Origin of the sequence: Pantoea sp. A4 (assembly GCF_000295955.2) — a bacterium.
In the GTDB taxonomy this organism is placed as follows: Bacteria; Pseudomonadota; Gammaproteobacteria; order Enterobacterales; family Enterobacteriaceae; genus Pantoea; species Pantoea multigeneris.
Genome location: NZ_ALXE01000039.1, coordinates 119,175 through 132,772, shown reverse-complemented (window position 1 = coordinate 132,772; position 13,598 = coordinate 119,175). Strand labels below are relative to the sequence as shown.

Genomic DNA, 13,598 nt, shown 5'->3' with positions numbered 1-13,598 from the left:
TTATATTACGCCACTACTTTCCTTTTTTCTGTTCTGCTCAGTAAAAGTTTATGTAAAGGTACTGTCTGGCTCTGCATGATTTTATTCACGCCGATCAGAACGTTTTACCGATATTAAACTGGAACTGTTCTGACTTATCACCACTGTATTTCTTGATTGGCACGGCATACGAGAAGACCAGTGGGCCAAGTGGTGACTGCCATTGCAGTGCTACACCGCTGGAAACGCGCAGGCGTGGTGTGCCGTAGTCAGGTACACCCGCGGCAATCGTTGCCGCGGTGTTCTTCCAGCCGGTATCCCACACGGTACCGCTATCAACAAAGAATGAGGTACGGAGTGAGTTAGCATAACGTTCGCTGACAAACGGTGTCGGCACAATCAATTCTGCGCTCAGCAATGCCATCGCATTACCACCGACCGCATCATCCGAGGTACTGACCGGACACGCACCGTAGCTACTTTCTGTGCCGTTGCATTTGTAGTAAGCCGCTTTCGGACCAATGGTATTACTTTCAAAACCACGAACCGAACTTGAGCCACCGGCATAGAAGTTGTCATAGAATGGCACTTCTTTACCGCCCAGACCATCCGCAAAGCCCGCTTTCGCACGTCCCATTAATACCCAGCTATGGCTGCTGTTTAGCGGTAAATAGCCATTAGCAGAAGCCGTGGATTTATAGTAACTGTTGGTCGAGCCAGGTATGGTTACCTTGGTGGTGAAGTTAGCAGACACACCAGAAGTCGGGAAGAATCCGCGGTCCAGTGAGTTATAACCCCATCCAACGCTGGCGAACACATCATTAGCCGACATGGACTCATCGCTAGTGCCAGTACCCACCGCAGGATTAATCCCCTGAGACTTCAGGTAACGCCACATTGCGACCTGTGGAGACATGTCTGTGACGCGGTTGAAGACATAATCCAGCCCAAGGTTTACGCTGTTGTTTTCACTGATCGGGAAGCTGAGATTGCTGCCAAAGCCAAGACTTTGCAGGTTATATTCCGACAGATCATTATCTTCTGCGCTGTACTTGTTGTAGAAGACTTTCCCGCCAAGGCTGACACCATCTACGGTGAAATAGGGATCCGTCGCCGCAACTTCAACGTAGGTTTGATAATCATTGCGCGTGCCACTAAAACTTACCGTGTTTCCGGTACCTAACCAGTTGTCCTGGGAAACCCCCAACTGGAAACTGACACCGCTGTCGGTACCAAAGCCAACACCAATGTTAAATGTCCCGGTGTTGCGCTCTTTCACTTTGTAAACCACATCAACCTGGTCTGGCGAACCTGCCACAGGCTGAGTCTCTACGTCCACATTTTCGAAATAGCCGGTGCGATTCAGGCGTTCTTTACCTTGATCCACTTTGTCACTGGCCAGCCATCCGCCTTCCATCTGGCGCATCTCGCGGCGTAACACCTCATCTTTACTGGTGTCGTTACCTTCAAAGATGATTTTGCGCACGGAATAACGGTGCCCGGCATCTACATTGATATGCAGTTTGACGGTTTTATTGCCATCGTCGATTTCAGGTTGGGTAGAAACCTGAGGGAAAGCATAACCGTAGCGTCCAAGTAGCTGCTTAATCGCATCTTCTTTCTGCGTGATCAGTTTACCGTTATACAACGACCCCACCGGAATGGCGGCCAGACGTTCAATTTCAGTGGAGTGCCCGGCCATGTCGCCGTTGATCTCTTCACTGGCAATGGTGTACTTCGCCCCTTCAGTGATGTTCAGGGTGATGTACAGCCCTTTGCGGTCTGGCGTCATGCTGACCTGAGTGGAATCAAGGTTGAAACGTGCGTAGCCGCGATCCAGATAGTAACTGCGCAGGCTTTCCAAATCGCCACTCAGCTTCTGCTTCTGATATTTACGGTCAGCAATAAAGTTCCACCACGGCACCTGGTCGCGCAGCTGGAATTGCGACAGCAGTTCATCGCTACTAAAGGCCTGATTACCCACAATGTTAATTTGTTGAATCTGCGCGGAAAGCCCTTCAACAAAGACGAATTTCAGATCAACACGATTACGTGGCAAGGGTGTCACAACGGCTTTCACCGTGGCGGAGTATTTGCCTACGCTGTAATAAAAGTCCTGGAGCCCCTTTTCCATCGAAGCAATCATGGTGCGATCAAGGGCACTGCCTACCGTCACACCGGAAGCATCAAGGTTTTGTTTCAGCTGATCGTCTTTAATCGCCTTATTACCGGCAAAGGTGATACTGGCGATCGTCGGACGCTCTTTTACCTTCACAATCAGTCGGTTGCCGTCACGCAGGATCTGCACATCTTCAAAGTTGCCAGTGGCAAACAGTGCACGGATCGTCTGACGGATATCATCATCAGAGACGGTTTCCCCCTCTTTGACTGGCATGCTCAACAGTGCAGCACCAGGCGTGACACGCTGAAGTCCTTCAAACTGAATATCGTTAATAGTGAGGTCGTCTGCATGACAGGCAGCCGACCCGAGAAAAAGCAGTAGCGCGATGAGGTTGCGATTCATTGAATTCTTAATGCCTGTCCGTATTTAAATACCCGTTTGGCCGCTGCATCGCCGGGTAAGCGCCAGAAAAAAACCAGGGTCAGATTCTGTATTAGCTTGCCATATCAGCGTGCGATTATTCCCTCCTGAAGACAAAAGGTCACAGAGAAAATTCATCAGCAACACGGGATTTTCTTTTCCCTTACATAAAGCTGAAGGAAAAATGAAATCCTGATTTTGAACAAATTAGGGCAGAGCAAAAATAACAAAACGTATTCTTCACAGTTTATTTTCGATGAAATTACACAGAGTACTCTGACCTTCTATATTTGTATGTTGCATAAGGTCATCAGTTATCCCTATAACCCCTCTAAGTTGCATGCCCCTGGGTGGTGATACGATGCTTCATGACGGTAAACGCAATTTTCACATGATGAGGTATGGCAGATGACACAACGGATAGCAGTGATTGGAGCCGGTGTTTTAGGGCTTTCTCTGGCGCGCTCACTGGCGTTCAGTGGAGCAAAAGTGACGGTGTTTGAGCAAAACACCGCCGGGAGCGGCACCAGTCAAATCAGTTTTGCCTGGATCAATTCGAATGGCAAAACACCGCAAAGTTATCATCAGCTCAATGTGGCAGGCATTGATGAGCATAAGCGCCTCCAGCGAGACGCTTCCACTTCGACACCGTGGCTGCTGGAAACCGGCACCTGGGAGTGGGCAACCGATGAAGGCATTCAGGCGCAACTGGAACAGCGGGCTGAGCAGCTCAATACGCAAGGCTATACGGCCTGTGCTGTGCAACGTAAAGCCTTGCTGGCACAATTTCCTGAGCTACGCCTTGATCCCCGGATCCAAAAAGGATGGTATTTTCCCACTGAGTGTTTGCTCTACCCCAGTTTATTTATCGCCCGCCTGTTAGCCGATATCCGTTCTACGCCAACCCTTTTTCGCCAGAACAGCGAAGTTATCTCAATTGAAGAGTCGGCTCATGCAGCAAAATTAACTCTGGCGAGCGGTGAGTCCTGGGAGGGGGATCAGGTGGTGATTGCGACGGGTCGTTGGTCCCCGGAGTTAAGCGCCCAGTTTGGCTTACAGTTGGACCTGGTGAATTCGAACGTGGGTGGAAAAAGAGCTTGTAGTCTACTGGCACGAACATCTGCACTTCCTCTGCAGATTAACAGCAATATTATTTCGCCTGAACTCAATATTCGGCCTGATGGCGGCGGTCGCCTTCTGTTGCAGGCATTAGACCTCGATGACCATACTGATCCTGCACGCTCGCCAGCGCTTGATGGCTTAATCGGTAAAGAGTTTTTACGTCGGTTACGCCGACTGTTTATCAATACTGAGGGCGCAAGGATAGAGCAAATTGAGACGGGACAGCGCGCGTTGCCGGCTGATGGCTTACCTGCAGTGGGTTACATGACCCCACTGCAGCGCACCTATTTACTCGTCACACACAGTGGCATGACGTTGGCACCTATTCTGAGTCGTTTGGTGACAGAAGAGATGATTAAGGGAGATCGCTCGACGCTGTTAGCCAGTTATGCCCCTCAGCGCGTGCTGAAGCCATTTTCTGCAACAAAGTCATCCTCACCCCCAGCTTATCTGCCATCGGCCCAGTAAGGCCTGTTAGCGGCGGTTTTTCCATACGGTCTGAATATTACAGAACTCATGAACGCCAAAATGAGATAATTCACGTCCATAACCGCTCTTTTTCACACCACCGATGGTAACGCGTGGATCGGACGCACCGTTGCCATTGAGAAACACAGCACCGGTTTCTAACCGTTGGCTCATGTCGTTAGCGATAGTGTCGTTTGCAGTCCAGACCGTGGCGCTTAATCCAAATTCGCTGTCGTTAGCCAGTTCCAGTGCGTGCTCAGGATCCCGTGCAACCGAAATTGCGGCTACCGGCCCAAACAGTTCCTGGGTGAATGCCGTCATGGTAGACGTCACATCTGCGAGGATCGTCGGTGCATAGTAGTTCCCTGCTCCCTCGATCTTTTCACCACCCAGTACCAGACGTGCCCCTTCTTTGAGGGTCTGTTTTACCTGGTTGTGCAACTCTTCACGAAGATCTTCGCGAGCCATTGGACCAATGTAATTGCTCTCATCCAGAGGATCGCCCATTTTCAGTGCCTTCACGGCTGCCGTGAAGCGAGCTTCAAATTCTGCAGCAATCGGCGCTTCGATAATAAAGCGTTTTGCTGCCATACAGACCTGACCGGAGTTTTGATAGCGTCCGATAACGGCTGATTTCACTGCTTCATCGAGATCGGCATCTGCCAGCACAATAAAGGGATCTGCACCTCCCAGTTCAAGTACGGTCTTTTTCAGTGCTGCACCGGCTTGTGAGGCTATTGCAGCCCCTGCTCTTACACTTCCGGTTACAGCAACTGCTGCGATGCGAGGATCTTTGATCGCAACAGAAACACCGTCATTGTCTACGTTGATCAAAGTAAAGCCACCCGCCGGAAGATCGGTTGCGGTAAAGAGATCGGCCATCAGTGTGGCACAGCCCATGACGTTAGGGGCATGTTTCAGTACATAGGTGTTTCCAGCAAGGATCATACTGACTGCGCCGCGTAGCACCTGCCAGAGCGGGAAATTCCATGGCATTACCGCAAGAATCGGTCCTACAGGACGAAATGTTTGCCATGCATCCGGCACTTGTGTGGGTTGGTCTGCCAGCATGGCTGGGCCGTGTTCAGCATACCAGTCACAGAGACTGGCACATTTCAGAACTTCGGCACGCGCCTGAGCAACAGGTTTGCCCATCTCTAAAGTAATGCTGCGTGTCAGCTCTGCTTCTCGCTGACGCAGTTGTTCACCCAGTTGACGCAATACGGCCACACGGATAGACATGGCGCTGTGACGCCATGCTGCAAATGCATTAGCACTGGTTGCCAGAGATTGTTCAAGTTCAGCGGCGTTCAGCATTGGGTAACGCGCAATAATTTCGCCAGTGGCTGGATTTCGAGAAATCGCATATTCGGTCATGGTAGCTCTCATCTCATCTATGTCAGGAAGTGCTTCTACCATACGCCGCGCACTTATTGATGAAAAATGAATAATAATAACCAAGTTACTTTCATTTTGAGAACGGATGCGGTTTGGATGCGGGGATCATGGATTTCATGGGGTGACAGGCAGTTATCCACTTATACAGAGGTTAGATCCTTAAAGATGATCAATAGAGAGATCATATAGAGATCCAAAGAGATCCCCGATCGTCGCAGGCCGCACCCACCAAGGGCTCAAAGGGTGATCGCGTTCACTATAATCAGTAAAGAGTTCACTGTAATCAGTGTTTTATTCACTATAAACAGTAGTATGTTCACTGTAATCAGTGTTAATGTTCACTGTAGTCAGCAACTGATCCTTTTTATCCACATAAACGAAGATCCTGGGCTATGACAGATAAAGATATGGAAAACAATGCCTTGCTTGAGCCTTTTCTGTCCGTAACGAAAAACAGTGGCGAAGTTATTCAGCTGCAACCCAACAAGAATAATACGGTTCAGCCAGTCGCTTTGATGCGTTTGGGGCTGTTTGTTCCCACGTTAAAGTCCACCGCACGCGGTAAATCCGGGGCCATGGCCTCGACGGATGCGACCAAAGAGCTTAAAAACCTCTCTTTGGTCAAAGCTGAAGGTTATGAAAAGATCACGATCACAGGTGCCCGTCTGGACATGGATAATGACTTTAAAACCTGGGCTGGGATCATTCAGTCATTCTCGCGTTACCCTTCAAAAGGGGACACTGTCACGTTGCCTTTTATTGAATTCGTGAAGATGTGTGGTATCCCTTCAGCGAACTCTTCGGCTGCGCTACGCAAACGGCTGGATGCTTCCCTACGGCGGATTGCCACCAATACCCTCTCATTTGAAGGCAATGGTAAAGCGTATCACACTCACCTGGTGCAATCGGCTTATTACGATCGTGAAAAGGATCTGGTACAGATTCAGGCCGATCCTAAGTTGTTTGAGCTTTATAATTTTGACCATAAAGTCCTGCTTCAGCTGCGAGCGATCTCGCGTTTAAAGCGCAAGGAGTCTGCTCAGGCGCTCTATACCTTCCTGGAAAGCTTACCGACTAACCCGGCACCTATTTCGCTTGCCAGGCTGCGTATGCGGCTAAATCTTGGTTCTAAAACCACAACCCAGAACCATGTGGTACGCCGCGCGATGGAGCAATTGAAAGAGATTGGCTATCTGGACTATTCAGAAGTCAAACGTGGACGCTCCGTGTTTTTCATCATACACAGCAGAACCCCTAAACTCGATGGCATCGGCAATCTGGAGAGTATTGATGCGCTAGATGACATTGAATTTGATGACTGAACCACACGTTCACTGTAATCAGTAGTTACCTCCACGAGTGTCACTTTTTCCGCAAAAGTGACATCTCGCCCTTCTGTTCACTGTAATCAGTGCTTCCTGCCACATTCACTGTAATCAGCAAACATTCACTAGAATCAGTAGGCATTCACTGTAATCAGTAAAAGGTGATAGCGCTGGCTGTGAATGCCGCTCTTCTGTTTTATGACTCACTTTGCTATTTGATTATAATCAATGAGATATGACCGTTAGTTAGTGCTAACTAACTTTGATGTGTTGAGTGTGGCATGTGGGTTACTGATTACAGTGAATGTGAGAAATAGCTTCTTTTACTGATTACAGTGAACGTTAGCTTCTGCCGCGACTAACAGCGCCGACAATGAAAGAAGAAAATTTATCTCATTGATTAATAGGTTGTTTTTTTATCTTAACTGCCAGTCGATTTTCTGGATAAAAAAGTGACAGGGTTTGTGACATGACTGATTACAGTGAATGGTTCAGAGGAAATTCCGCATCAGTGGTACGTAATCATGGCTGTAATCAAGGAATTGGGGATGATCTTGTCTGCTGATTACAGTGAACGTTTTTAGATCCCGATCACAGGATCATTCACTTTCACTGCCCTTAAGCGCAACGTCGATCACTGATTACAGTGAATGTTTTTATGATCTTGATCCCATTTTTCCACTAATGATCAACCTTCGACTGCCGCTCGCTTTACTGATTACAGTGAATCTTTGAGCGTTAGCGGTGCGATATGCGCAATTTTGATTCTCTTCCACTCATCATAAGCATGTGATTACTGATTACAGTGAACGCTTCAGCATAACCGCCCGTTGCCCTCTCCTGCTGCTCTGTACTGATTACAGTGAATGTTCGTTACCGCGATGAGGACATGTCGTGGAATGCCGGTCTCAGAAGCTGTTAATCAAGGTATATCGTCGTGAGGGATTACTGATTACAGTGAATGTACGCCGGGACAAGCAGACTGGAGGCAATGACTAAATATCAATATCGTCATAACAAATACTGATTACAGTGAATGTATTCCCCTCCCCTGAGTGACAACGTCATTTCCCCAGTAAAAAGCTACTGACTATAGTGAATGTTGATCCAGGATCGATCAGAGAGGATTACTGACTACAGTGAATGTCAGGCTGACTCCCTCCAGCGAGAAGCCAGTCTGATGCTCATCTCTCTGGCTACGTTGTTTGTGGATCACACATCCTTTGCTCATCCACGGGGTTTTTTAATCGAATAACAGCTACTGATTACAGTGAATGATCGGCTCAAAACGAGACTTTGCTGATTACAGTGAACGTTAGCCTTATGGTTCATTGTAACCTTCCCAACCTTCCCAACCTTCCCAACCTTCCCAACCTTCCCAACCTTCCCAACCGTTCTAATCGCCTCAGCCATCCCAATCGTTCTAACCTTCGTCTACTGTTTACAGTGAATGTTTGCAGGTAAACGGCACTGTGCCCTGTTAGCCGACAGCTTCAAACTTGCTCGCTGTGGAAATGAATATATCGACTCGCATAAATGATGATGACTCAAACGCTGTGAGCGCCTCTGAGCGTAACTTAGCGGGATTGAAGTGGATTGATGTCTGTCAGGTGATGAAAACCGCCCTGCCGTCTTTCTGGTGCGGCTATTCACGAAATACATAGCCCTTTATCAGTATGAGTGCGCTTGCGGTAACAGCTCACTGATTACAGTGAATGTTTAGCGAAGTCCCCTGTCGGCTAGAGGGGGAATCACTGATTACAGTGAACATCACAGTGATTCAGTGAGCTATTACGGCGCAGCTTTACTGATTACAGTGAATCTTTGCTTGTTATCACCCTCTCCCTGCTGTCATATCGAGACTCAACTCGAAAAACAGTGCTGATTACAGTGAATGTTTGGCTGTGCATCATCAGATCCGCCCTCAGTTTATGGCCCTTACCACTGATTACAGTGAACTTTTGTGATGGAGAGTGCAAATTTGCATCAATCATGGCGGGAATTGCTGATTACAGTGAATTTCGTAAGCTAATTCGTCAATAAAGCAGCACAGGCTACTGATTGCAGTGAATGTTGGGACGCTGTTCTCAATGGGTTAATAAAGCATCGATTAGCAGGCGGTCTGGCTAATAAAGATAAATGGTTGCCTTATATGGAGGATTTATGTATAAAAACGAAAATCCTACATGTGTGGAGCAAGTATGGCTAACGACGAAAAGCAAATTTCCAGAGTGGCACAGCGTTCAGAAAAAATGTTGCTGAGCCTCACTGAGCAAATCCAGGCGCAGAAAGAAGAGTTACACGAGAACACCTATTATCAAGTTTATGCTAAAGCCGCGCTGGCCAAATTGCCTAAGCTGACGCGTGCTAACGTTGATTACGCTGTTAATGAGATGGAAGAATCTGGTTATCAGTTTGATAAGCGTGCCGCAGGAAGCTCCACCAAGTATGCGATGTCCATTCAAAATATCATCGATATTTACCATCATCGTGGTGTGCCAAAATATCGTGACCGCCATAGTGAAGCCTTCACGCTGTTTGTTGGCAACCTTAAAGGTGGCGTGTCTAAGACCGTTTCTACCGTTTCCCTGGCACATGCGCTACGTGCTCATCCCCATCTGCTATTAGAAGATTTGCGTATTCTGGTTATCGACCTCGATCCACAATCTTCTGCCACTATGTTCCTCAATCATGAGCGTTCGGTGGGGTTGGTGGAAGCGACAGCCGCTCAGGCAATGCTGCAAAATGTGACGCGTGAAGAATTGCTGCAAGATTTTATTGTCTCTTCAATTATCCCCGGCGTGGATGTGCTCCCTGCCTCAATCGATGATGCCTTTATCGCTTCACGTTGGGATGAGCTCTGTGCCGAACATTTGCCAGGCCAAAATGTGCACAGTGTGTTGCATGATAATGTCGTGGCGAAACTCAAGCAGGATTACGATTTTATCTTTATTGATAGCGGGCCACACCTGGATGCATTTTTGAAAAATGCGATTGCGGCTTCTGATTTACTGATGACGCCAGTGCCGCCTGCTCAGGTTGATTTCCACTCTACGTTGAAGTATCTGACACGCCTGCCGGAGTTGGTTGATATCATTGAGTCATCAGGTGCCATTTGTCGGCTGCAGGGAAATATTGGCTTTATGTCGAAACTTTCGAATAAAGCGGATCACAAACTGTGCCACAGTCTGGCTAAAGAGATTTTTGGCGGCGATATGCTCGATGCCACCCTTCCCCGTCTGGACGGTTTTGAACGTTGTGGCGAGTCATTTGATACCGTTATCTCGGCGAATCCATCAACCTATGTGGGCAGCAGTGAAGCATTAAAAAACGCCCGCACCGCCGCTGAAGATTTTGCCAAGGCTGTGTTTGATCGTATCGAATTCATCCGCCTGAACTGAGGTTATTATGAGTAATAAAAGAGTCACGATTGGTAGAACATTCAGTCAGACGCCGATCACCAACGAAGAGTCGGGTGATTACGCCCCAACATTTGTGCTGTCCACGGGCAAGAAAGCCCATTTCCGTCTGGAACGTATTGCAGCTAAAGATATTGAAGAGAAAACCTTTGTTCTGATGGAAACCAATGGCCGCGATCAGGCTGGCCTGACACCGGATTCACTGCGTGACATTATTCGCACTATCAAGTTACAGCAGTTCTTCCCGGCCATTGGTGTGCGTCAAGGCGATAAAATTGAGGTTCTGGATGGCTCTCGCCGCCGTGCTGCGGCACTGTATTGTAAAACCGGACTGGATATTTTAGTCACAGAAACGGCGATTACGGCACAAGAAGCCCGGCGCCTGGCTGATGATATTCAGACTGCGCGGGAACATAATCTGCGAGAAGTCGGGCTACGTTTACTGGCATTGAAAAACGGCGGTCTGTCGCAGAAAGACATTGCGGAAGCGCAGGGAATGTCACAGGCAAAAGTGACTCGTGCATTACAGGCGGCAAGCGTGCCTGCAGATTTAATCGCTTTGTTCCCCAATCACTCTGAGCTCACACACCCGGATTATAAAGCGCTGCTGTTAGCCAGTGAAAAGCTGCTCGAGATTGGCCAGTCCACTGAAGCGCTGGTTGAAACCATCTCTATGGATGTCGATCAGGTTTGTGCCAGAGAAGGGCTGGCAGAAGATGAGATTAAAAACGGCATTCTGCGGCTGATTCGTAATGGCAGTCAGACGCTGATTGATTCGCCTGCAAAAGAAAAAGTCGTCTCCAGCAACCTCTGGACGTTCGCCGATAAAGACCGGTTCGCGCGGAAAAAGACCCGTGGCAGAATGTTCAGCTATGAGTTCAACCGTCAGTCAAAAGAGTTGCAGGATGAGTTAGATCGGGTCATCAATGCAACCTTAGATAAATACCTCAATAAATAATTTTTCCCTGAGGTTCAGATTTTGGCGCAGCAGCGCTGCTGAATGAGATGATTTAAGCCAGCCACTGAGGCTGGCTTTTTTTATGGTTGAGCATGAAGATGGCTTGTTTGCATCGATACGCATGTCATCCCTGGAGCATTGCTGATGTCATGCAGGAATGTGGGTTGATTTAAAGGGGGCAACCAGGGGATAACCCATAAAAATTGGCTGACGGGCTACCGCTGACCTGAAATTTCAGGCTGAAATCGCCAAACATTTCGGCCAAAAATGCCCTTTTTCCACAAAAGCTCTCCAGCCGAATTTCGTGATTAATTTCATGATATATAAGGATTTGTTTGTGGGATTTCAGGCTGAAATCGCCAGTCAATTTCAGCCTCAGTCCAGAAATGTTCGCCACGGATTTCATGGCGCTATTCTTTCTGCCACACCGCATCTCTGACGCGAATAGGTCGACTAATCAAACCCAGTGCATAGAAACGGTCGGCAATTCTTTGTTGTTCGGCAACCACCGCTGGGGTCATCGCGCTGGTGCGATGTTGACGGCGCTTGAGTGCATGTTGCAGCGATATCTTACTGAGACCTAACTCACCCGCCAGCATGTCAGCCGCCTCCTGCTCATGATGGAGAATGTACTGGTTTGAATTTTGTAAGGCGCTGACCAGCTGCATCATAATATCACTCTGTTTCACTGCATAGTCTTTACGGGCGAGGTAGAACTGGTGATTCTTAACCCGACCTTCTCCACTGGCAATAATGCGTAAAGTCCCGTCTAACTCTGCCTCACTCAGTAAAGGGTCCCACAGCATCCAGGCATCCATTGCGTGGTAGTCGCTTGAGGTCAATGGATACTTAGGCGGAGTAAACACGATTTTTACATCCTCCGCGTCCATCCCTGCCTCATCAAGCAATTGCAATAATAGCCAGTGAACATTGGAGGCTTTGTTCACTGAGATGCGTTTACCGCGCAGATCGGCAACCGACTGAATGTCACTGTTAGCCGGTACAGCAATCCCGACACTCTGAGGAGCGGGGGGTTCCCAGGCGATATACACCATATCCGCCCCACTGGCCTGAGCGAAAAGGGGTGGGACTTCTCCGGTGGTACCAAAATCAATCTCGTTATTTTGCAGCGCAAACAGCAACTGAGGTCCGGCAGGAAACTCACTCCAGATAACGCTGATGTTCTGCTCCTCAAAGGCCGCTTCCAGCGTCTGACGAGCTTTAAGAACGCCCAGAGTCCCAAATTTCTGATAGCCAATCCGCAACTCTCGCTCTGTCAGGACTGACGAATAAGGTGAGCTGATAGCGTGGTGTCCTTCCATTTTCCGCCTTCCTTTGATCATTCCCTGATGAGCAAGTTGAGTGCGCAGGGTATGCCGACTGATCCCCAGTAGTGATGCAGCCTGTGTTTGATTGTTATCACACTCGTCCAGCGCGACACGTATCAGAGAAGAGATCATTCGGTCATACAACTGCTGTGGTGCTTGCAAAAGCTGATGGCGTACGAAGGCGTCAATAGCGGTTTCTGCAGGCGTACCAAAGCTGGGGGAACTGCCGTTATCGGGTAAAACGGCTAAGCGTAGCTGCTCTGCGTGAATCACGTCTTCGCGGCTCAACAGGACGGCATTATGCAGCGTGTTTTCCAGTTCACGAATGTTGCCTGGCCAGCTGTACTCCAGTAGCGCATTAAGTGCATCAGCCGCCAGCCTGCGGGCAGGACGACCCAGTCGTTTAGCGTAAACCGCGAGAAAGTGGTGGGCGAGTACAGGGATATCCTGCTGGCGCTGTCTGAGCGGCGGGAGAGGGACGATGGCAATATTGAGACGATAGAACAGGTCTTCCCGAAAACGCTTTTCACGAATGGCCTGAGCCAAATCAACGTGTGTGGCCGCGATGACTCTCACATCAACCTTTACGGCCTTACGTGAACCCACGCGCGTAATCTCCCTCTCCTGCAAGACGCGCAGGAGTTTAACCTGCATAGGCAGGCTAAGCTCACCAATCTCATCCAGCAGCAACGTGCCTCCCTTTGCCGCTTCAAACCAGCCAGGATGCGCTTGAATGGCACCGGTAAAGGCCCCCTTTTCATGCCCAAAGAGTTCAGCTTCAGCCAGGCTCTCAGTGAGTGCACCACAGTTAACGGCCAGGAAAGGGCCATGACGGCGAGAGCTATGATGGTGGAGATAACGAGCGACAACCTCTTTTCCGGTACCTGTTTCTCCGACAATCAGAACCGTGGCATCTGTCGGTGCCAGGCGATCTAACAAGCTCTGAAAGGCAAGGGACGCGGGATCGATTAAACGCGGGGAGTCCGTGAAGTCTGAGTTAAACAGCGGCATAACCTGTTCCTTATCTTTTTCACTATGCTGCCTTGTCCTGCTCAGCGC

At 48.8% G+C, this 13,598-nt stretch carries 8 protein-coding genes; 4 read left to right on the top strand and 4 right to left on the bottom strand.

Annotated features, from left to right (window positions below):
• Positions 1 to 94: 94 nt before the first annotated feature.
• A complete protein-coding gene (bamA, locus tag B880_RS0117345; protein WP_017348718.1) occupies positions 95 to 2,503 on the bottom strand; it encodes an outer membrane protein assembly factor BamA in 2,409 nt (802 codons plus the stop codon).
• Positions 2,504 to 2,929: 426 nt separating this feature from the next.
• On the opposite strand from bamA, the gene B880_RS0117340 reads away from it, so the two are divergent.
• On the top strand, positions 2,930 to 4,111 hold the full coding sequence (locus tag B880_RS0117340; RefSeq protein WP_017348717.1) for an NAD(P)/FAD-dependent oxidoreductase: 1,182 nt from the start codon (positions 2,930 to 2,932) through the stop codon (positions 4,109 to 4,111).
• Between the two features lie 6 nt (positions 4,112 to 4,117).
• Here the strand turns inward: B880_RS0117340 and B880_RS0117335 are convergent, their stop codons facing one another.
• Complete coding sequence (locus B880_RS0117335; protein ID WP_017348716.1) at positions 4,118 to 5,488, bottom strand: aldehyde dehydrogenase family protein; 1,371 nt, start codon at positions 5,486 to 5,488, stop codon at positions 4,118 to 4,120.
• Positions 5,489 to 5,901: 413 nt separating this feature from the next.
• On the opposite strand from B880_RS0117335, the gene B880_RS0117330 reads away from it, so the two are divergent.
• The 3 genes from B880_RS0117330 (at position 5,902) to B880_RS0117320 (ending at position 11,211) form a co-directional block, all read left to right on the top strand.
• Entirely contained in the window at positions 5,902 to 6,831 is a 930-nt protein-coding gene (locus B880_RS0117330; protein ID WP_026042734.1) for a RepB family plasmid replication initiator protein, read from the top strand.
• A 2,204-nt stretch (positions 6,832 to 9,035) separates the two neighbouring features.
• Positions 9,036 to 10,235: an AAA family ATPase gene (locus B880_RS0117325; protein ID WP_017348714.1), complete on the top strand. Its 1,200-nt coding sequence runs from the start codon at positions 9,036 to 9,038 to the stop codon at positions 10,233 to 10,235.
• A gap of 7 nt (positions 10,236 to 10,242) precedes the next feature.
• The gene (locus B880_RS0117320) at positions 10,243 to 11,211 is read left to right on the top strand and encodes a ParB family protein (protein WP_017348713.1); all 969 of its coding nucleotides are present in this window, start codon (positions 10,243 to 10,245) and stop codon (positions 11,209 to 11,211) included.
• Here B880_RS0117320 and B880_RS26750 read toward each other — a convergent pair.
• Both B880_RS26750 and B880_RS0117305 read right to left on the bottom strand, forming a co-directional pair.
• Positions 11,188 to 11,334, bottom strand: a complete 147-nt coding sequence (locus tag B880_RS26750) for a hypothetical protein (RefSeq protein ID WP_017348712.1) — start codon at positions 11,332 to 11,334, stop codon at positions 11,188 to 11,190. The genes B880_RS0117320 and B880_RS26750 overlap by 24 nt on opposite strands.
• A 287-nt stretch (positions 11,335 to 11,621) precedes the next feature.
• A complete protein-coding gene (locus tag B880_RS0117305) occupies positions 11,622 to 13,550 on the bottom strand; it encodes an aliphatic sulfonate ABC transporter substrate-binding protein (protein WP_017348710.1) in 1,929 nt (642 codons plus the stop codon).
• Between the last annotated feature and the right edge of the window lie 48 nt (positions 13,551 to 13,598).

Coding starts and splice junctions, on each gene's coding strand:
- B880_RS0117305 (WP_017348710.1), bottom strand. CDS start 13,550: ATGCCGCTGTTTAACTCAGACTTCACGGACTCCCCGCGTTTAATCGAT.
- B880_RS0117320 (WP_017348713.1), top strand. CDS start 10,243: ATGAGTAATAAAAGAGTCACGATTGGTAGAACATTCAGTCAGACGCCG.
- B880_RS0117325 (WP_017348714.1), top strand. CDS start 9,036: ATGGCTAACGACGAAAAGCAAATTTCCAGAGTGGCACAGCGTTCAGAA.
- B880_RS0117330 (WP_026042734.1), top strand. CDS start 5,902: ATGACAGATAAAGATATGGAAAACAATGCCTTGCTTGAGCCTTTTCTG.
- B880_RS0117335 (WP_017348716.1), bottom strand. CDS start 5,488: ATGACCGAATATGCGATTTCTCGAAATCCAGCCACTGGCGAAATTATT.
- B880_RS0117340 (WP_017348717.1), top strand. CDS start 2,930: ATGACACAACGGATAGCAGTGATTGGAGCCGGTGTTTTAGGGCTTTCT.
- bamA (WP_017348718.1), bottom strand. CDS start 2,503: ATGAATCGCAACCTCATCGCGCTACTGCTTTTTCTCGGGTCGGCTGCC.
- B880_RS26750 (WP_017348712.1), bottom strand. CDS start 11,334: ATGCGTATCGATGCAAACAAGCCATCTTCATGCTCAACCATAAAAAAA.